Raw genomic sequence first — 19,043 nt, 5'->3', positions numbered from 1 at the left:
TTCGTGGAACCCAGCTACGTCTTAAGAAAGTAATCATTTAGGGAAGAGTTATATCATTTAAGCCCAAAGGTATTCGATGAATTTGGCTCTTCTGGTCCTTTTGCTTCACTAAGCCTTTTTTTAAAATCAACGCTCGCGCTAATCGTTGGAGCGTCTTTTTCTGCAGGTTCTTGTTGATTTTTAAGTAATGTGCTCTTTTTTTGCTCTTCAGTTAAATGAGTAAGAGTCTGCACAGGCTTTGCATGAAAAAAATGGCTACCATTCGCTGTCTCATAATGACCAATCCATTGCATCTGCGTAGGAGGAACTAAATATTCAAATTCATCCGGTTTACGAGCGATGCTTGCAACATACTTACCTCGTAAATCTGAAAGTAGAACTCCTGTGCCTCCTCCTGAATTCAGCAATTCAGTATACATTTCATTAGTATCTTTGTCGTCAGAAGGTGCAAATGCCGTACTAAAAAAGCCCATTTCCTGAGTGATTTCTCCACCACTGTTTACCGCATCAATTCTTTTTTGGGTGAAGTCAGGATCAAAATTTTCTTCAATGCGGAAGGTCTGATGTGGTTCTGATTCAGATACTTTATTAAGACCGGCACACCCCATGGCTGAAGTTGCTAAAATTTCGCCAATTTCTTGCGAGCTACAACCCGTTAATCCCGATACATTTCCTCGCAAAACCTTATTACAAACTCCATAAAACCCCCCAGTGTAAATATTAATCGCCGACTTCTCTGCCAAATTCAACTCTTTCAAGGCCTCAGGATGTTTCCCTTTTTTCTCTTGCTCTTCATAATCCGCCATAGTAGGTATTGAGCTCGAACCTTTTAAAGCAGGTGGGTATTGGCATTTGTCTGACTTAAGTAGCGCCATATAGCTATCAGCATCTTTATCATTAAATTGCAAATGATTCATATTCGCATTTTTAATAAGTTCACTGACGTCGTATTTTTGTTTGTCAAATGTGGCGAATAATTTATCATTTTCAACTTCAAAGTCCACTGGAGGCGCACTAGGATTAGTTTGTGTTGCTAGAACAGCCTTAATAAGTTTTTCAAATTGGATAGTTGCATCATTTTTTATCAGTGGACCGTATTCAAGAGCAACTGTGGTGGTCGCTTTAGTTGCTTGTTTTAACTCTTCGCCTCGTTGTTCGACAAAGGCTTTAATGACCTCTTCATCTTTACTGGACATAGCTAATCGTCTATTACAAACTTAACTATTATAATAATAGTACAGTTAGATAAATAATCTATCATTCAAGGCGCATTCTGGCTTTGGTGGCTGAAAAATTACAATTTTATGCAATGTCCTGAAAGGCTATTTAATTTCATAATCCATCCAATCCATGATACAATTGAATCAAAATTAATCAGATTGAGTTGGGTATGGCGAACGATAGCTTCTTTATATCCCTCCCCCCTAAATTGTCATCGCATAACGTTTAGGATGACACAAGCTGAAAGATCTTCAGCAAATTATTGATAAGGAAACAACATGAGTTTTGCATTATTGGGTTTAACAGATCCTTTAGTTCGTGCGGTTAACGAATTAGGGTATCTTCAGCCCTCACCCATTCAAACCCAAGCGATCCCTGCCATTTTACGTGGTAAAGATATCCTAGCCTCCGCTCAAACGGGAACAGGTAAAACGGCCGGTTTTGTCCTACCTATTTTGCAAAAATTAACCGATAAACCACGTGCTAAGCATAATCGAACTAGGGTTTTGATAATCACTCCCACACGCGAATTAGCGGCTCAAGTTCATGAAAGCATTATTCAATATGGACGCCATTTATCCTTACGCTCTGCGGTAGTTTTTGGTGGAGTAAAAATCAACCCACAAATGATGAAATTACGTGGAGGTGTAGAGTTACTAGTAGCGACGCCAGGGCGGTTAATAGATCTACACCAACAGCGAGCTATTTTATTTGATGAAGTCGATGCGTTGATTTTGGATGAAGCCGATCGGATGTTAGATATGGGATTTATTCATGACATAAAGCGCATCATTAAATTATTGCCCGCAAATCGGCAAAATCTCCTTTTTTCAGCTACTTTTTCTGAAGAAATTCGGGCCCTTGTTAAAGGCCTATTACGAGACCCCGTAGTCATTGACGTGGCACCGCGCAATACCACTGCGGCTACCATAAAACAAACCGTTCATCCTGTAGATAAAAGCCGTAAACCTGCATTATTAAGCCATTTAATCCATAAAAATAAATTGGGACAAACATTGGTATTTTCTCGCACCAAACATGGGGCAAACCGATTGGTAAAACAATTAGCTCAAGATCATATTCATGCTGCCGCCATTCATGGGAATAAATCCCAATCTCAGCGCACCAAAGCTTTGGCTGAATTTAAATCGGGTGAGTTACATATTTTAGTAGCAACAGATATTGCAGCGCGTGGCATCGATATTGACCAACTTCCTTGTGTGATTAATTTTGATCTTCCACAGGTTGCAGAAGACTACGTGCATCGCATTGGCCGAACAGGCCGAGCTGGCGCTTCGGGTCTGGCAATTTCTTTAGTGAGTGCCGATGAAGTGGATCAATTAAATGCAATAGAACGATTGATTAAGCGTAAATTGGATCGAGTTGAGATTGAAAATTTTGAGCCCAACCATAATCTGCCCACTAGGACATCATCTACTCAAGCTCAAAAGCCTTTCTCTAAAAAGAAGAAGCCAACCGTTGAGGGCAAAAAAACTCACAAACAACGGTTTGGCAGACGTACTTAATGAAAGGAAAATCTTAAAATTAGATTAAACGATTTCAACTTCTTCTGCTTGAGGGCCTTTTTGTCCTTTTCCTGCTTTAAATAAAACAGAAGCTCCTTCTGGAAGGGTTTTAAAACCACTGCTTTGAATAGCACTAAAGTGCACAAAATAATCCTTACCACCACTTTCTATAAAGCCAAACCCTTTAGCTTCATTAAACCACTTTACGGTACCGCGAATTTTATCCGACATGAAATTATTCCTATGGAAATTAAAAAATCCTAGTATTTTTACCAGAATCATCAGTATACCACGAACTATAGCGCATGTAACCTAATTATCTAATCATTTCATAGAAGTTAAGAATAAATTACATCCACCCTGCTCTACCGCCAATACCGATCCGATTTCCTTCATTAACACAAAATAGTTCGCCTCCTCTGGACGAAACTTGCAAAGCATGCAAATTATCTTTCTTAAGTTCCTTTGACCAATAAGGAACTAAGGCGCAATGCGATGCACCCGTCACTGCATCTTCCCAATCGGGTTTATGGGGATAGAAGGTTCGGGAAACAAAATCAGCGGTTTCTCCCCGAGCAGTAATCACGATGCCTGACGGAGTCAATGTTTTTAAAATTCCAATGTTTGGTTTCATTTCCCGAACCTGTTGGCCATTTTTCAGAACAATGAGAAGCCTGTCCTCAGCGTCATAAATCTCTGTTGGCTCTATACCAGCCAAGCCTTTAACTAGATTATCCGAACATGCTATTGGCGTTAACTGTTTCGCAGGAAAATTAAGAAAAATAAGATTTTCTTGCCGCTTTGCTTTTAATTCACCCGATTGCGGAGAATAAAAGGTTATCTCAGGTGTAGGATTCAAATGGCGTTGATATATTACATAAGATGCTGCCAGCGTCCCATGACCGCAAAGAGGTAATTCCGATACAGGAGTAAACCAGCGGATGAAAAATTTATTTTCAAGCAAACAGATAAAAGCGGTAACGGGTAATTGATTCTCAACTGCGGTAAGTTGACAAATTTCAGTATCCATTGGCTTTTCAGAAACAAAAACTGCCGCAGGATTACCTAATAGAGTTTGCCCTATAAACGCATTGACTTTTAAGGTCAGCTTCATTTTAAGCTCACTTATCAGTGGGACCAGCCATTAGCCCCCTTGGATTGACTCAGAACAAGAGGTCGCAACTGAATCAATTTGAGCATCATATTCTTTATCAGTCATATTGCTCGAGTTTTTAAGCAAAGCCACTAACTTCGGTTGGGAACAATTGCAAAAACTTGTAGCGGTTTCTTTGACTTGGGGAGTCATTTTTGGAAAAACAAGATTCCAAGTGTCCTGGCAAAATTGACTGATGTCTTTATCATTGGCTTTTTCCAAACCAATCTCTTCTTCTAAAGAATCCATGGTATTATGCAGCAAAGTGCGAGACATGCAAACTTGGATTGCTTTATCGACAGCTGCATCAGTATCTAAAGGTTGAGTTAAAGCACAAGCGCAATATTTTTCCCCGAAACTTTTATATCCTGTCATATTGCCCACATCACTTACCCTTTTCATCCAAGAGGAAAGACAAATGGCCTGAAAAGACTCAGCTTGTTTGTTAGCATCATCCGTGGTTTCAGCAGCGGTCAAAAGTGGAAAAAAGCCAGTAATTATCACTGCTAATACGATTTTTATATAAAACTGCATGTCGCCTCCCCTCCATTGGATGATGATGTGCCTTCTTTATTATTCAATTTATCATAACTGAAAGAGAACAAATAAGCTAATTCAGCGAATGATGCGATTTAGGCAAAATGCAGCATTTTAAGTTGAGCCACCATTTCTCCATAACCCGATTCAATGTTAATGTAATTTTTTTTAGCCAGGTAGTAAGAAAGAGAGCCATCGTCTTGCGCATGCCTTGCTTGTAAAGCCACATTGAAATTAAGTCGCTTTAGACGTTCATAGTCTTCTTTTTTAGTCACAAAATAAAAATTGCGATGATTTGTCCTAGGACGATAATGGAGCTCTCTCGCATCTTTGGCTAACGAATGGTTAGGAAAGTACTCTTTAATGGAATAATTTCGATTATTATGCACAGCAATTACTTTGCCCTTAGGAAGTAACCTAATGATTTTATTAGCTAGTTTTTTAACTTCGCGATGTGCTGCCAATGAATAGGGTCCATATTTTTTCAGCGTTTTCTTGATGCCAATGTCAGTAAAAATACGGTTTGGGTCAAACTCATAGCGAACCCCTTTTAAGTAAAATTCGACATTACGTTTGCCTGAGTGATGGAGCGTGATTAATGCTCCCCCCTCTCTTTTAATAAAACATTTAGCAGCCGCTAAGGCAGTAAATTCACTTTCATGCAGATGAACAAAGGTTTTACCCCGTCCGTTTATCTTTATCACCTTTACTCTCGTGTCACCCAATTTAACCACATGGGTTTGAGCATGGACTAAACTGCTAACAATCAGGAATAGGTATAAAAAATATTTCATAAATGTTGTTTATTTTGAAACTGGGCAATTATTATACTGTGTTAAGGGTAATTTAGGCAACTTCTATGCGACGTAGGAATCGGTTGAAGTTATTGCAAAGTGAAAAAAAATTTAAAATTAAACCTAAAGGCTAAATTAGAACCTTTAGTCCTAAGTCGATATAATCCTTAAATTTTGAGTCAGTACTGACAAGAGTCAAGTTTTGCATGAGGCATTGCCATACGATTAGTCTATCAAAGGGATCCTTATGTCCATCCACAGAGGGTAATTTAAAAAAACTAGCAAATTCATTAGGGCTAAGATTAGCAACTGGTATTCCCATCTGTTTTGCAGAATCGAGTAACTCATCGGGAAGAATACCGGATAGACTTAGTTTACCTAGTTGGTATTTCAAGGAAATTTCCCAAAAACTAATAACACTTACAGAAACTTGATTTTTCCTATCTTGCAACTGATCGAGAAGGTTTTGTGCTAACTTTTCAGGTGAAAAATTTAACCACAAGAATACATGGGTATCGATAAGAAAATTATTCATCGCCTAAAAGCTCTTCATCAGTCATTTTAAAATCCTCATGCATCTTAAAAGAGCCTCGATTTTTCAAATAACCAAAGGTCCTTCGCGGTTGCTGCTCTAATGATTCTTGATAAGGGATAAGCACAGCTACTTTTTTATGATTTTTCCCATATTCGATGATAAATGATTCACCCTCTTTCACTTTCTGTAGAATTTCAGAAAATTCTGCCTTAAAGACACCCACCTGTACTGATTTCATAGCATTACTTTAATTTTTTAGTCATTAATAATGATAAAGTAGTTTTTATTTGACAAGTTGTCAAGAAGCGAACTTGGTCAGTTGCTTCTTTAACTAAGTCGCTTAAATGAGCTTTCGCTTGCTGTAATTGCCAATTTTGCATCTTTAACCACAATATGACTAGTCAAACTAGCTTTATTGTCGGTTTCATTTTATCGAATGTAAAGTTTTAACCTACTACATAATAATGCATTCTTCCTTGTCTTCTTCCGATTCACCTTCTTGCTGATGCCCAGTCCCTGCAAAAAATAAATTACCTGTTCGTATTAATTTTGACAATGTACTTGCACTCCGGTTTAAAGCTAATGGATTACCAAGAGAGGAGTTAGTCTTCTTACTCAGGGGAATTGTTAACTTTGTAGGTCTCATTTCTTCTGGTATCGAACTTGCAACCTGAGTTAAGTTATGGAATGAAGGATTAATATTAGCTGTTCTTAGGGTGATTCCCTCTAATTGATTTTCCTCTTTTGTCTCTAAAAAAATATTTTCTTGCTTTTTAATTAGCTCTAAAGCACATTCAAGATCGGAAACAATAAAAGAAAAACAATTAGTTCCATCCATTTGCCGTGGTTGATTGTATCCTGTGACGATCATGCCAAGTCCTTGCGTTTTTTGAATGCTATCCAATAAATAATAAAGAGCTGTATTATATTCACTGATTTTGCTTAATTGCGTTGTTGAAGGAAACGCTCCTAAAGAATCAAATAATTGAGCATGAATTGAATCTTTATTTTTTATAAGTCTTATAAGTGTTAAATGGAACATTCCTTTATAACCTAAAATAATCCAGATAGAATCATTACATTGGAGACTTTTACCTAGATTATCTAGGTCTTGTTCACTTTCTGGGGCACGTATAAAATGAATTAAGATTTCTGGAAAACAAGCAGAAACAGCTAATTTTGCTCCGTCTAACAACCAAACATGATTACTGTTGCCATTGACTTGATTTGAAAAAATACCTGCTTTTCGTAAATTCGAAACACGTCTCGAAAGCATAATGACCTCAATTCCAGATAAAATATACTTTCGCATACGGATGGTAGTATCTTGTTGTATTGTTTGTAGACCCTCTAGTGCCGCAAGTACCCACTGTTCTTTGCCCCTCTCATCCTTAATCAGCCCCTTTTTAATCGCTTGTTTTGCGTAGTTACGAATATCAGAGAAAGACGAGTCTTCAGTAAGAACCGATAAAAAAAACTCAACAAGATTATCAGGAGTTTCTTGATCATTGACTTGTTCGTTTCTCGTATTCTGTTGAGGAGTATGAGCTGCTAAAGTTTGTTGTGTGATACCTTTCTGTGTCTGCGGTCGTGCTCGCTGCTTAACTGACTGAACCATTGGAGGTTTAGCTTCTTCTTTCTTCGCCTCTTTTTGCGCGTGTTGAGCGTTTTGTTGTGCGCAAGTTTGTAGCCGTAATGGATTTCTCTGGGATTGCCGCCTTTGGACATGTTGCTGGAATGCTCGCTGTTGGGCTTGCTGAACTCTTGTCATTTGTTGTTGCTGAATGTGATCCGCAGTTTCTATGGAAATATTCTGAGGGTCTTTAGAAGTGGCTCTATGGTTGATAAGTTCTCGTCCTTTTTTATTCTTAGCCTTTTCTAGCTCAGTTTTGGATAGCATATAAAATCTTCAAAAATTTGTTTGCGCGAGTATGGGGTCGAAGCTTGATTTTGAAAGCAAAATTCAAGCCTTGCCCCTTACTTTGCGACATCATTTAGAAGCGTTGAAGTATGAAAGAATTCAATCATTGCAGCAAGAGTGGATTGTGATCTCTTGACTGTATTAATTACAACCATCCTTATAAGCCGCCACTAAACTATGTGCATTGGACACGGGCAAATCGGTATCCGCACTCCACATAATGGCGCCTTTCAATCCTTTCTGTTTCACAAATTCACAGACTGATTTAACCACTTCTGGGGATTGGTAACCCACGAATTGCTTAGCAGAAAAACTATAAAGATAGGCTCCAGTGACGAATGAGGTATTTTCAACATCCGAGGCCCGAACAAGATAAGGCTTATAACCGAGCTCGTTAATCACTCTATCAACTGATTTATAAGGTAACATACCCTCCTGATTGGTATAAGTTGCAGTAAATTGACTTGGGCCTGCCCAAGGCTGCTCAAAACCAGGGTGCTCGCTATCTTCCCCTTGAGGAACACCAGAAAATCCACGGCCGTAAGCGGCGAGGCCAATTTGTAATTTTTCCTTTGGCATCCCATAAGCTAATACCTGTTCAGTGACCGAATCAGTCGCATAGTTTATTGCAAACTCATCTTTGCGGCTGGTTTCGGGTTGCTTAAGGTAAGCATGTATGGATGTATAAGGATCGCTACTCTGACTCCAAGGGCCATGCAAGTCATAAGTCATCAAATTAACACTATCCGCATATTGTGCGATTTGCTTGAACCAACCGCCCTCCACAGACTGATTAATCGCAGCTAAATATTCTTTATTCACCGTAATAGTGACTGAAATATAGGTATCAGGCCCTAACGTTTGCCGACTGGCTTTGACCAGTTCATACAGATGGTTATAGTCGGCTAAAGTTTTTGCATCCGGAAGCAATTGCGCGCCTGTTTGTGAATCAATCGGCGGTTCGAAATCATAATCGACTCCTTTTAAATTTTTAAACTGCGTCATCCATGCTTTGAACTGATTTAAGAATTTGCTTTGATTAGCAAAAATAGCATCAAAAGTATGGCTGCTGATGCCCTTATTACTCACTGTATTTGCACCACCAATAGCAATAATTCGTTTTGCCGTGTATTTGTTTGAGTGAATGAATGCCCCGAAGCTATTCAGCTGACCCACCCCTTTTTGATCCGTATAGGTAAATAACTCCTTTACACCCGTATTCCCATTGACTTGCACGGAAGAACAGGCTCCTTCATTGGCTCTACAAAAGGTTAAAAACTCATTGGTTTCAGGGGGTAACGATACCCAGGACGCTTCAAAGGGCAATTCGCCCCATAAATCAGAAAAGTGCATTAGCCCATCCCACGAGGCAGGAATTGGGTATTGCGCTTGATTAGGATCTTTGCTGTTCCAAACCTGCATAAAACTCCAAGCCACAATATCCGCTTTATTAAATTGAGCGACCATATCCGGATTAGCGACATACTTTAACTGGCCATAAGGCTGACCATTTTTATAAGCCCCATCATATTCATAGGCATTATCCCCATACATTGACCATCCGGTGGTATAGAGTGTCAGCGAGGCATTAGCAATCATAGGAAAAAATAGTGCTGTGAATACAGGAAAAATCATTTTTTTATAACGCTTCATAACCACCTCTTCATCATCTAGTTGTTCAAATTTTATCTTCGAGAGCAATTAATGAACTACTGATATTTTTGACAGGGGTCATAACGTGAGCAAATGCTCTTCCAAGGCTTTTGCTAAAGACTGATACTTATTGCGGGTACCTAATTTTTTATTGATTTTCTGGATATGAAAATTAATTGTTCTTTCACTTAATTCCAGCAATTGTGCCATTTGTTTCACTGAATAGTGTTTGGCAATAAGCAATAAGCACTGAACTTCACGCTGAGTTAAATGAAACGATTTCCTTTCGGGTGTGTCATTCAGGAGATGAATTTGAATGTAATGATAATAGAGATGTGCAGCCACAAAAAATTCGTACTGTAACTCTTGTTGCTGCAGATTGCACTGCTCATTCTGCATGCGCACGAGCAATAAAATTGCAAAATTATTTTGCGGACCATGAATGGGTATCGATAACCCCGCTTCAGTACCAAACGCAATCGAATCCAAGCGCATTTTGCGCTCAGAAGCGGAAACAGCCCGAGCCAATTGCTGTTTTATATCCCAGTATATAGGCAAATGGCTCTTATAAACAAAACTTAAAGTGCTGTCGATATCATTATAATGCTCCGCAAGGTAATGCTTATGCCAATTTCTAAAATTAGCCGAACTCATATCGTATTTTAATTTATTGGCGGAATTGGGATGGTAGGCATAATAAGTAAAAGAATAAGTAGTTATCCCTTTTTGGAATAAATAATGCCCTAAAGCCTCATCACATTGATTAATTTGATCGGCTTGAGCGAGTTGATTTTCAAATTGCTTTAAATCCTGCATGATCTCTCAATGTCTTAAAGGTAATGATGACCAGTCCACAATTCGCCACAAAAATATAGAAAAAAAATCCACAATAACCAAATTGTTGCTCGAGTAAGCCACTTAAGGATCCAAAAAGAACATAGCTTAAGGCCATAATCGCAGTACACAGCGTATACATCGACATGGGATATCTACTTTGATTAGCGACTGAGAGTAAATAACCCATATAAGCACCGTTTACCAAGCCAAAAACAAATTGACTTAATGCTATTACACCCCAAACAAGCAAGGAATGAATTTCCCAGTAAGCAACGATCAGAAAAAGCAAATGGCTTAAAAGGAGGAGAAGGGTTAATTTGCTGAGGCAATGCTCAATTTTATAACGGGTCATCAAAAACCCCGTAGTAAAAATACCAAGCATCAAAGCCAACCCACCTAAAATTCCGTACAGTTCGCCTACACGAGGCAAACTCAAATCCAGTCCGACACTATCCAGAAGAAATAAAGGAACTATTTTTTGCATTTGCGCTTCGGAAAAAGGGTAAATGAAAATAAAAAATAAAACGGAATATATGGACCTCTCTGTTAATAGACTATGCAAAATAGAAAAATATTCTTTTTTAACTCTGGGAGAACCCCTTTCCACTTCAGGTATTTTTATGAGGTGATAGATTGCTAGCACAAGACTTATCAACGATAAAGAGTAAAAAAATATTTTCCAAGCATTCACATGCCAATAAAACGCATAATACCCCACAGCAACCAATAGCCCGCCTTTGATGACTAAACGCCCCATTTGATAAAAAAAACTACGCAAAGCCACATAACGCTTTTGATTGGACTCATCCAAATTAATCATGTACAACCCATCCGAAACAATATCATGGATTGAAGAAGTGAACGCCAAACACGTTAATCCTAATACACTAATGATTAAAAAATGTTCCCTATTTACACTGCAAGCTAAAGCAAAAAATAACAGCGCAATCACAGTTTGCGAGAGAATAGTTAAACGTTTTTTAGTTAAAAATCTTTCCAGAAATGGCGCAAAGAGGGGTTTAATGGCCCAAGGCAATGCTAATAAGCTGGTTATTAAAGCGGACTGGGTATTATTGACACCTTGTTGCTGATACATCATCGTCGCAATTAAACTGACAACAACAAAAGGCATGCTTTGAAAAAAATAAAGGCTTGCTATCCATTGATAATAAGGTTTGCGGACTTGTAATGAAAACAAAATTCCATGCCAAAAGATAGAAATAGAATCATATTGTACTACAAACAATCATTTTTAAGAAATAACGATTCCAGTTTAGCAAGCACCGCATCGACCTTAATCAATTTCATGGTTTCTTCACCATGCGCATGAGTACCCCACGTATTTGTTTCAGCAGTCTTATTGAGAATGGTCGACACTGCCTCAGGATAACAATCCACAGCCAAATGCCTGAAAGTATAAGGACCGGAGACTTCAGCGCTCGTTACTGCATGCAAGGCTACGACAGGTGTGCCCACTGCAGCACCCATGTGCGAAGGGCCTGTATCAGGGCATAATACGGCGTGGGCATGACTAATCACTGCGAGCAGTTGTTTAGGTTTGGTTTTTCCTACTAAATCCGTGCATGCGACTTGTTTCATTATTTCATTCGCTAAGGTCCTGTCATAATCGCTCGGTCCGCCCGTTAACACCACTTGCACCTGCCAACGTTTTTGCGCTTCTTTTATAACCTCCACATAACGCTCTAGAGGCCAACTGCGCTCAGGCTTACTGGCTGCAGGATTAACCACTAAAATGGGGGATGAAGCGGGTAGATGAGCACGTGCCCATGCATGATCGGCTTGACTAATGGGTAAATCCCAGCGCAATTCTTTTTTTTCAATCCCTAAAGCAGAAGCAAATTTTAAAAACCCATCCAAGGTATGATCCTGTCCAGAGGCAATGGTTTCATTAATCACCCAGTGATGTCCGTCTTTTGCACGAATTTTGTCATAGCCAATTTTCCTTGGCGCACGAATCAAGGGATAGAGTAGGTTTGCTCGAAAGCTAGCTTGTGATGCCAATAACACATCAAATTTCCTTCCCTTAAGTTGCTTTTTAAAACGCCAATAATCAGCTAAGTTATTCGGTTTATTAATCACAATAAACTCAACGCCGTCCATACCCGCTACTAAATCGTAAGCTGGAGGAGAAATGACCCAGGTAATGGATGCATCAGGTAAATTAGCTTGCAGCGTACGCACTAATGGAACAAACATCAGCACATCACCTAAGGCCGATAAGCGCACTACGCAAATTGATTTTATCATTCTAAAACAAACTCAGATCCACAATAGGGGCAAACTTCTGTACCCGTTTTCTCAATAGGCAAATAGACCTTTGGATGAGCATTCCACAATATCATTTCATCAGTAGGACAACTCAGCGGTAAATCACGATGATGAACAATGTATTTCTTTTTAGTGCATGCTGGTTTTTCTTTTGTTTCTGCCATCTATTTTTCCCCACGAATCATTTTCTTGTGTGTTGGTTTCTTTACAGGAGTTGTTATTGCTTTTTGCTTACTCGAATCCGCCATATTATCTAATATTTCACTCACAAGCGCTATGATTTCTCCGTGACTCGCTGGATTTTCGCATGCAAAAACCATGGCGTTGGGCCAAGAGCGTAACCAAGTTAATTGTCTTTTTGCCAGTTGGCGAGTGGCAGCAATCCCTTTTTGGCGCAAGGTCTCATAATCATAATCCCCAGCTAAATAATCGACCACTTGCCGATAACCCACACAACGTATCGCAGGACAGGTTAACGTTAAATGCCATTTCTGGAGTAATTGAGCGACTTCGTAAACAAAACCCTGCTCTAGCATATGCTCAAAGCGGGCTGCAATACGTGCATGCAGCCAGTTCCTGTCTTGCGGAAATAAAACTAAATTCACAAAATGATAATTCTGATTTTCTTTTTGTTCTGACCAGAAAGAAGAAAGTGGTTTTCCGGTTAAATGATACACCTCCAACGCACGTTGAATACGCTGAGCATCATTTGGATGGATTCTTAGTGCTGACTGAGGGTCAACTTGGGCTAATTGTTCATGCAGGTAAGCCCAACCATGTAAATTGGCTTGCTGAGAAAGCGACGCGCGCAACTCCTCATCCGCGTGAGGCAGAGGGGATAACCCCTGTTGCAGTGCATGGAAGTACATCATAGTCCCACCTACCATTAATGGGAATCGTTGACGACTGTAAATTTCCTCCACAAGCTTTACCGCATCCTCACAAAATTGCGCTGCCGAGTAGCTTTCAGGTGGATCAATAATATCAATTAAGTGATGCGGTGCTATGGCAAGTTCTTCAGGACTTGGTTTTGCCGTCCCAATATCCATTTCTCGGTAAATCATTGCAGAATCAACACTGATGATTTCGAAAGGGAATCGTTTGACAAGTTCACACGCCAAAGCCGTTTTTCCTGAGGCAGTTGGACCCATTAGGCAAAAAATAGTTTTAGGCATTTAGCAAGCCCCTGCAGGTTTCCATGGATAAATGCTTGCACCACATGTCTAGTTTATCATTACCTAAAGTTTCTAAATAGCCAATTAACGTTTCAATTTCTTCTTCTCTGGCATTTTGAGCACTAAAAGATTGGCACATTGTTAGTAATTCAATCAACCTGGTGATGGTAGGCGGCGCAGAACTAAGTATCGACAAAAGAAATTGCTTGAGATCCAAATGAGGAATCGCGGTAGGTAAAGAGCGAATTAGCACTGTCTGTTCACCGGCCAAATCTAACTCCATTCCAATTTGGCTTAATGCTTCCCTATAAGAATCGATGCGCTCTAAACTTAATGCATTCACTGGATAACTTACCGGTACAAGTAATGGACGACTGGGTAAAGGCAAGGATTCCCTTGAAAGAACCGAAAAAAGCCAAGCGCGCTGTAACTCAATGACATTCACTACATAAGGCTCTTTATTGAGGAAAATTAACGCAAATGAAGAATTTAAAACAAGCCAATTTTTCTTCGAATTGGACACATCAGTTACTTTTGTCGCTGGGTGTAGTAAAGGTAAATAAAGTTCGCGAACTTGAGAGCTCGACGTTTCAACGGGGAGAGCTGCATGAGTATAATCCACAGCCAACTGAGATTGATGCAGCGCTTTTTGAATGTGAGAACAAATAAAATCATGGACCAATCTAGGTTGCTGAAAGCGCACTTCATGCTTCGTGGGGTGCACATTAACATCAACCTCCTCAGGATTAATGGTTAAATAGAGTAGGCAGGCAGGGTAACGCCCTGGGTATAATACACCTTCGTAGGCTTGTTTGATGGCATGATTTAGTAATTTATCCTTTACCATACGCTTATTCACATACACCCACTGCTTGTCATTTTGACTGCGCTGGTACGCGCTAGTACTGATCCATCCCTTAAGCTGTAGACCCGCATGCTCAATATCCAAATATTGTGACTGCTCAATAAAATTTTTGCCCAAAAGCTTACGAATGCGTGCTAACTGTGTTTTATCATTGTTTGCAGCCGGTAAATTGAATTGCTGCTTACCATTATGGCTTAAACTTATTGCGATACCTGGTGCGCTCAAAGCAAAGCGTCTCACCATCATTTCAATCGCTTGAAATTCGATTTGCTCGGATTTTAAAAATTTTTTTCGAACAGGCGCATTAAAAAAGATATCGCGCACATCGATAGTTGTTCCTTGGCTACGGGCACAGGGTGTAAGTTGAATATCCCCATCAGTCATAGAAAGCATCATTGCATGAGGTTGATTGGCAGGCTTAGAGCTAATCATTAACCGCGAAACGGAGGCAATACTTGCCAACGCTTCACCGCGAAACCCCATACTAGAAATGGCGTATAAATCCTTTAATTCGTTAATCTTGCTCGTTGCATGAGCAGCGATGGCGAGAGGTAAATCTTCAGCCACAATGCCGATGCCATTATCACTTATCTTGATTTGATTTAACCCGCCATAGCTAATATCAATAGTGATGATATCTGCTTGTGCATCGAAGGCATTTTCTAATAACTCTTTGACCACCGAGGCAGGTCGTTCAATCACTTCACCTGCAGCAATTTGATTAGCGACGGCCGTTGGTAACTGCTGAATTCTCATGTGATCGAGACAGGTACGATAAGTTTTTGCCCAGCCAGAATTCGAGAATCAGGCAAATGATTGGCTGCCTGAAGGACAGCGACAGGCACATGGTATTTTTTAGCAATTTTTGGCAATGACTCTCCTCTTTGCACCAAATGAATAACCTTTTTTTCACTCGCTACGGCACCCATTGATGTGCTGGAATCCTCTCCTCGCAGTTCCTCCCTTACGGCGCGTTTCGACAGCAGGTTAATGTTGTTTTTTTGCACTTGAACATTGCCATTCCCAGCTAAGACCTCAATTCGTGTACCGTGGGGTGGGTAATCCCAAAAATAGCGTTTAAGCCCCTGGAAAATCGCTTGCGTGAGTTGGGTTTGATAAGCAGTGCTTGTCAAATTTCGTTCCTCGCGAGGGTTCGAAATAAACCCGGTCTCAATGAGAATTGAAGGGATGTCTGGTGATTTAAGCACCATGAATCGCGCTTGCTCAACCTTATTATTGTGCAAGGTAGTAATCGTATCTAAGTTACGTAGCACTCTTTCACCCATATGCAAACTTGAACCAATTGTGGCAGTTTGAGACAAATCGATTAGCACGGTGCGCACTAAGCCACTCTGATCATCCAAATCTGCTAAATTAACTCCTCCCAATTCAGAATAGTTCTCTTTTTCTGCTAACCAACGGGCTGCCTCACTTGTCGCTCCTGATTGTGATAAGGCAAATACGGAAGCACCATGTGAATGTTGGTTAATGAAAGCATCCGCGTGGATTGAAATAAATACGTCAGCATTGTATTTTCTAGCAATATTTAGGCGTTCACGTAAGCCAATATAGTAATCCCCTTTACGAGTCAGCACTGCACGCATGCCGGGTTGTCTATCGATGATTTGTTTGAGCTTTAACGCTATCGCTAAAGTCACGTCCTTCTCCGAAGTGTTTCTTGGCCCACTTGCGCCAGGATCTTTCCCACCATGCCCTGGATCCAATGCAACAATAACGTCCCGTAAATTTCGATTCGGAGCATGGCGCACTGAAATAGGGGCCACCACAGCTTTGTTAGTCTCAGATAATTTTATTGTGGAGGGCGACTTAGCAAGCGATACTGGTTTTATACTTCGCTCCCCATTCGCAGACAAATCGAGCGAAAAGCCATGTTTTGCTGCCGATGGGTTTAATGGATTTGTTTTTGTTTGTACAACCTGACTCACTTCTAATACTAAACGTAATGTTTTAGGATTAGGATGACCACTTCGCAGATACTTAATCAATGGGTTTTTCAAACTGACTCGGTTAAGGTCAAGCGCTAAATCAGTATCTTCAAAATCGATTACTACGCGGTTGGGATTAGTGAGCGTAAATACTTTATGGGCCACTGCACTATCTAACTTAAAAAGCACTGAAGGATGGCCTGCCTCCTGCTTGACTTCCACGGATAGTAATTTTGCTGCCATTAATGTAGGGCACATTACCATCAATAAACTAAAGCAAAAAATTCGCATTTTCATTGTTTACCTACAAGGCAAGATAGCATTGTTTCTCCAGCGGGGCTTAGTGGATGTATCGTCAATAAGCGCCCACTCCCCCTGATCTCAAATGCAAAATTCATATCCACATAATCTAAACTATGACGAGCCCGCTCTGGCCATTCAATACAACAGATCGAATTCGCCAAAAAATAATCTCTAAATCCAATATACTCCAGCTCTGTTTCATCATGAATACGATACAGATCAAAATGATGTATTTGCAAGTGCTGACACTGATAACTCTCCACTATTGAGAAAGTTGGGCTCTTAATTGCTGTTGTCACGCCTAGAGCACGAAGCATTGCACGAATAAAAGCCGTCTTACCAGCACCTATTTCACCACTAAAAGTCATTATTAGAGGAGTGGTCAGGCAATTAGCTAATCGCGCCGCGAGGCTTTCCGAGGTGCTTTCATCAGGTAAATTAAACGTATTAACAGTCGTCATGCCCTGTCCAATTGACTAAACGATGTAAACAAGGCATTAGATCCCCTGCTAATAAACCCCGCTCTCCTTTTTCAAGAGCAGCAGCATCACCTGCTGCAGCATGCAGCCACGTACCTAATTTGGCTGCATCCGCAAGAAGTAGTCCTTGAGCAACTAATCCCGCAATAACACCACTCAGTGCATCGCCCATTCCAGCACTTGCCATTCCTGGATTGCCGGCATTACATAGATAAATTTCTGATTCATCTGTTGCCACTAAAGAGCCTGCTCCTTTTAGGATGACATTACCACCGTATTGATCTTGCAAACGAATAGCTGCTTGATAACGGTCTTCTTGAATTTCATCCGTTGTGCAATTCAATAAATTTGCTGCCTCACCAGGATGTGGAGTCAAAATCCAGTTATCATCATGCTGGGGATTTTTTGCCAATAGGCGTAAAGCTGAAGCATCAATTACCATGGGTAATTGTGAAGCAAGCGCTGTGGCAAACAACGCCTTAGCCCACTCATCCTCTCCAAGGCCAGGACCAAGAATACAAACAGTTGCTTTCGCTATGAGTGGCAGTAACGCTTCAATCGCCTCGATTCCATGTAACATCGCTTCCGGGAGGTTAGGCAAAGCTTGTCTGGCGTGTTCAGGACGTGTCGCTATAGTAACGAGCCCCGCTCCCACGCGTAAAGCTGCATTTGCTGCCAGATAAACAGCACCTGGCATTCCGTAATTGCCACCAATCACTAATACATGGCCAAATTTTCCTTTATGTGAATTTTTTAAGCGCCGGGGCAGAAGAATTTTAGGTAATTTTTCATCTAAAAGATAGGCAGCAGGCTGTATCGATGCTAGGCACTTATCCAAGTGTAAATTGTGGCAAACCACCTGACCACAGTGATCAGGTCCATCCAAAGTCATTAACCCTAACTTATACCCAATAAACGTGACCGTCACAGACGCCTGCACGCAAACACCCATTACACGCCCTGTGTCGGCGTCCAATCCCGAAGGAACATCAATCGCCAAAACAGGAAGTTGAGCATCATTGATTTGATTAATTGCAGTGGCAATTGGGCCTTGCACCTTCCCTTTTATACCAATCCCTAACAATGCATCCACAATTAATTCTGCATCGCTATCGATAGGGTCATCCAAGCATTGACAAGGCACTCCCGCAGCGATGGCTTGAGCAGCAGCATGACGAGCCGTCGGAGGCAAATGGTCAATCGCTTTATATTGATTAATGATAACTGAATATCCTTTTTCCTTAGCCAAGCGAGCTAATACATAACCATCACCGGCATTATTACCGCTGCCGCAAAATACGGAAATTGTCCTCACGTCAGGATGTAACATGGTTAAGGTCGAAAAAGCACTAGAACCAGACCGTTCCATTAATTCCTCTTCGGTCAAACCCAATTCATCCATAGCCATTTGTTCGCAAGTACGAATATGAGGAGTTTGATAAAGGGCAGTTTTTGCTGATATCATCGCTAGTGCTCCATTTGATCAATTGAAGCGTTAATAGAAATTAATCTTTCCGAGGCGCTGTTGACAATAGGTTTTACGGTGAAATAAGTTTGGCCAATATTGGAATCATATCCAAATCGATGCTGAGCCAAACGGCTTAATGGCGCTGCCTTAAGGATTTATCACTCCTGCGTCCCGTGGCTTGCTGCGTGGACGTAGAGATTCTACTCTGGCATTTAGCTCCCTCCGTGGATACCTCTGCGAACAAACCACGGCACGTAAACGGAGGGCCTTTTAATCCTTAAGGCAGCGCCATTGTCAAACAATCCACCCTACTTAGTTAACCTTTCTGACTAAAAGTCGTC

Annotated in this window: 19 protein-coding genes; 1 reads left to right on the top strand and 18 read right to left on the bottom strand. The window is 40.6% G+C overall.

Annotation, left to right across the window (positions count from 1 at the left end):
- Window positions 1–53: 53 nt before the first annotated feature.
- Window positions 54–1,196, bottom strand: coding sequence for a hypothetical protein (locus B5D33_RS02005; RefSeq protein WP_058452670.1), 1,143 nt, complete (start codon window positions 1,194–1,196; stop codon window positions 54–56).
- Between the two features lie 303 nt (window positions 1,197–1,499).
- Here B5D33_RS02005 and B5D33_RS02000 point away from each other — a divergent pair, with 303 nt between their 5' ends.
- On the top strand, window positions 1,500–2,747 hold the full coding sequence (locus B5D33_RS02000) for a DEAD/DEAH box helicase (protein WP_058452669.1): 1,248 nt from the start codon (window positions 1,500–1,502) through the stop codon (window positions 2,745–2,747).
- 24 nt (window positions 2,748–2,771) lie between these two features.
- On the opposite strand, the gene B5D33_RS01995 is transcribed toward B5D33_RS02000, so the two are convergent.
- The 17 genes from B5D33_RS01995 to B5D33_RS01915 form a co-directional block, all read right to left on the bottom strand.
- On the bottom strand, window positions 2,772–2,978 hold the full coding sequence (locus tag B5D33_RS01995) for a cold-shock protein (RefSeq protein WP_058452668.1): 207 nt from the start codon (window positions 2,976–2,978) through the stop codon (window positions 2,772–2,774).
- A gap of 118 nt (window positions 2,979–3,096) precedes the next feature.
- Window positions 3,097–3,861, bottom strand: a complete 765-nt coding sequence (locus B5D33_RS01990; protein ID WP_058452667.1) for a PhzF family phenazine biosynthesis protein — start codon at window positions 3,859–3,861, stop codon at window positions 3,097–3,099.
- A gap of 30 nt (window positions 3,862–3,891) precedes the next feature.
- Window positions 3,892–4,434, bottom strand: a complete 543-nt coding sequence (locus B5D33_RS01985) for a hypothetical protein (protein WP_058452666.1) — start codon at window positions 4,432–4,434, stop codon at window positions 3,892–3,894.
- 98 nt (window positions 4,435–4,532) lie between these two features.
- Complete coding sequence (locus B5D33_RS01980; RefSeq protein WP_058452665.1) at window positions 4,533–5,231, bottom strand: hypothetical protein; 699 nt, start codon at window positions 5,229–5,231, stop codon at window positions 4,533–4,535.
- Window positions 5,232–5,361: 130 nt separating this feature from the next.
- Window positions 5,362–5,766, bottom strand: coding sequence for a type II toxin-antitoxin system VapC family toxin (locus B5D33_RS01975; protein WP_058452664.1), 405 nt, complete (start codon window positions 5,764–5,766; stop codon window positions 5,362–5,364).
- Window positions 5,759–6,004: a type II toxin-antitoxin system Phd/YefM family antitoxin gene (locus tag B5D33_RS01970; RefSeq protein WP_058452663.1), complete on the bottom strand. Its 246-nt coding sequence runs from the start codon at window positions 6,002–6,004 to the stop codon at window positions 5,759–5,761. Before B5D33_RS01970 ends, B5D33_RS01975 begins: the two co-directional genes overlap by 8 nt.
- A 216-nt stretch (window positions 6,005–6,220) precedes the next feature.
- On the bottom strand, window positions 6,221–7,666 hold the full coding sequence (locus B5D33_RS01965) for a hypothetical protein (RefSeq protein WP_058452662.1): 1,446 nt from the start codon (window positions 7,664–7,666) through the stop codon (window positions 6,221–6,223).
- A 162-nt stretch (window positions 7,667–7,828) separates the two neighbouring features.
- Complete coding sequence (locus B5D33_RS01960; RefSeq protein ID WP_058452661.1) at window positions 7,829–9,340, bottom strand: glycosyl hydrolase family 18 protein; 1,512 nt, start codon at window positions 9,338–9,340, stop codon at window positions 7,829–7,831.
- 78 nt (window positions 9,341–9,418) lie between these two features.
- Window positions 9,419–10,156, bottom strand: a complete 738-nt coding sequence (locus tag B5D33_RS01955) for a helix-turn-helix transcriptional regulator (protein WP_058452660.1) — start codon at window positions 10,154–10,156, stop codon at window positions 9,419–9,421.
- Window positions 10,134–11,375 (bottom strand): MFS transporter, encoded by a 1,242-nt coding sequence (locus B5D33_RS01950; protein ID WP_058452779.1) that lies wholly within the window; start codon window positions 11,373–11,375, stop codon window positions 10,134–10,136. Before B5D33_RS01950 ends, B5D33_RS01955 begins: the two co-directional genes overlap by 23 nt.
- A gap of 38 nt (window positions 11,376–11,413) precedes the next feature.
- Window positions 11,414–12,445 (bottom strand): glycosyltransferase family 9 protein, encoded by a 1,032-nt coding sequence (locus B5D33_RS01945; protein ID WP_058452659.1) that lies wholly within the window; start codon window positions 12,443–12,445, stop codon window positions 11,414–11,416.
- The gene (locus B5D33_RS01940) at window positions 12,442–12,630 is read right to left on the bottom strand and encodes a zinc-finger domain-containing protein (protein WP_058452658.1); all 189 of its coding nucleotides are present in this window, start codon (window positions 12,628–12,630) and stop codon (window positions 12,442–12,444) included. Before B5D33_RS01940 ends, B5D33_RS01945 begins: the two co-directional genes overlap by 4 nt.
- Window positions 12,631–13,641, bottom strand: coding sequence for a tRNA (adenosine(37)-N6)-dimethylallyltransferase MiaA (gene miaA, locus B5D33_RS01935; RefSeq protein WP_078767300.1), 1,011 nt, complete (start codon window positions 13,639–13,641; stop codon window positions 12,631–12,633). It abuts the gene before it with no gap.
- On the bottom strand, window positions 13,634–15,262 hold the full coding sequence (gene mutL, locus B5D33_RS01930; protein WP_058452657.1) for a DNA mismatch repair endonuclease MutL: 1,629 nt from the start codon (window positions 15,260–15,262) through the stop codon (window positions 13,634–13,636). The genes miaA and mutL overlap by 8 nt, the downstream gene beginning before the upstream one ends.
- Window positions 15,259–16,749 (bottom strand): N-acetylmuramoyl-L-alanine amidase, encoded by a 1,491-nt coding sequence (locus B5D33_RS01925; protein ID WP_058452656.1) that lies wholly within the window; start codon window positions 16,747–16,749, stop codon window positions 15,259–15,261. Before B5D33_RS01925 ends, mutL begins: the two co-directional genes overlap by 4 nt.
- A complete protein-coding gene (tsaE, locus tag B5D33_RS01920) occupies window positions 16,746–17,216 on the bottom strand; it encodes a tRNA (adenosine(37)-N6)-threonylcarbamoyltransferase complex ATPase subunit type 1 TsaE (RefSeq protein WP_058452655.1) in 471 nt (156 codons plus the stop codon). Before tsaE ends, B5D33_RS01925 begins: the two co-directional genes overlap by 4 nt.
- On the bottom strand, window positions 17,203–18,699 hold the full coding sequence (locus B5D33_RS01915) for a bifunctional ADP-dependent NAD(P)H-hydrate dehydratase/NAD(P)H-hydrate epimerase (protein WP_058452654.1): 1,497 nt from the start codon (window positions 18,697–18,699) through the stop codon (window positions 17,203–17,205). Before B5D33_RS01915 ends, tsaE begins: the two co-directional genes overlap by 14 nt.
- Window positions 18,700–19,043: the final 344 nt, after the last annotated feature.

The sequence above is a fragment of the Legionella maceachernii genome (genome assembly GCF_900167045.1).
Taxonomy (GTDB): Bacteria; Pseudomonadota; Gammaproteobacteria; order Legionellales; family Legionellaceae; genus Tatlockia; species Tatlockia maceachernii.
This window is presented reverse-complemented; position numbering and strand designations above follow the sequence as displayed.

Excerpts from the sequence above, each read along its gene's own strand:
- B5D33_RS02005 (WP_058452670.1), bottom strand. The coding sequence starts at position 1,196 with ATGTCCAGTAAAGATGAAGAGGTCATTAAAGCCTTTGTCGAACAACGA.
- B5D33_RS02000 (WP_058452669.1), top strand. The coding sequence starts at position 1,500 with ATGAGTTTTGCATTATTGGGTTTAACAGATCCTTTAGTTCGTGCGGTT.
- B5D33_RS01995 (WP_058452668.1), bottom strand. The coding sequence starts at position 2,978 with ATGTCGGATAAAATTCGCGGTACCGTAAAGTGGTTTAATGAAGCTAAA.
- B5D33_RS01990 (WP_058452667.1), bottom strand. The coding sequence starts at position 3,861 with ATGAAGCTGACCTTAAAAGTCAATGCGTTTATAGGGCAAACTCTATTA.
- B5D33_RS01985 (WP_058452666.1), bottom strand. The coding sequence starts at position 4,434 with ATGCAGTTTTATATAAAAATCGTATTAGCAGTGATAATTACTGGCTTT.
- B5D33_RS01980 (WP_058452665.1), bottom strand. The coding sequence starts at position 5,231 with ATGAAATATTTTTTATACCTATTCCTGATTGTTAGCAGTTTAGTCCAT.
- B5D33_RS01975 (WP_058452664.1), bottom strand. The coding sequence starts at position 5,766 with ATGAATAATTTTCTTATCGATACCCATGTATTCTTGTGGTTAAATTTT.
- B5D33_RS01970 (WP_058452663.1), bottom strand. The coding sequence starts at position 6,004 with ATGAAATCAGTACAGGTGGGTGTCTTTAAGGCAGAATTTTCTGAAATT.
- B5D33_RS01965 (WP_058452662.1), bottom strand. The coding sequence starts at position 7,666 with ATGCTATCCAAAACTGAGCTAGAAAAGGCTAAGAATAAAAAAGGACGA.
- B5D33_RS01960 (WP_058452661.1), bottom strand. The coding sequence starts at position 9,340 with ATGAAGCGTTATAAAAAAATGATTTTTCCTGTATTCACAGCACTATTT.
- B5D33_RS01955 (WP_058452660.1), bottom strand. The coding sequence starts at position 10,156 with ATGCAGGATTTAAAGCAATTTGAAAATCAACTCGCTCAAGCCGATCAA.
- B5D33_RS01945 (WP_058452659.1), bottom strand. The coding sequence starts at position 12,445 with ATGATAAAATCAATTTGCGTAGTGCGCTTATCGGCCTTAGGTGATGTG.
- B5D33_RS01940 (WP_058452658.1), bottom strand. The coding sequence starts at position 12,630 with ATGGCAGAAACAAAAGAAAAACCAGCATGCACTAAAAAGAAATACATT.
- miaA (WP_078767300.1), bottom strand. The coding sequence starts at position 13,641 with ATGCCTAAAACTATTTTTTGCCTAATGGGTCCAACTGCCTCAGGAAAA.
- mutL (WP_058452657.1), bottom strand. The coding sequence starts at position 15,262 with ATGAGAATTCAGCAGTTACCAACGGCCGTCGCTAATCAAATTGCTGCA.
- B5D33_RS01925 (WP_058452656.1), bottom strand. The coding sequence starts at position 16,749 with ATGAAAATGCGAATTTTTTGCTTTAGTTTATTGATGGTAATGTGCCCT.
- tsaE (WP_058452655.1), bottom strand. The coding sequence starts at position 17,216 with ATGACGACTGTTAATACGTTTAATTTACCTGATGAAAGCACCTCGGAA.
- B5D33_RS01915 (WP_058452654.1), bottom strand. The coding sequence starts at position 18,699 with ATGATATCAGCAAAAACTGCCCTTTATCAAACTCCTCATATTCGTACT.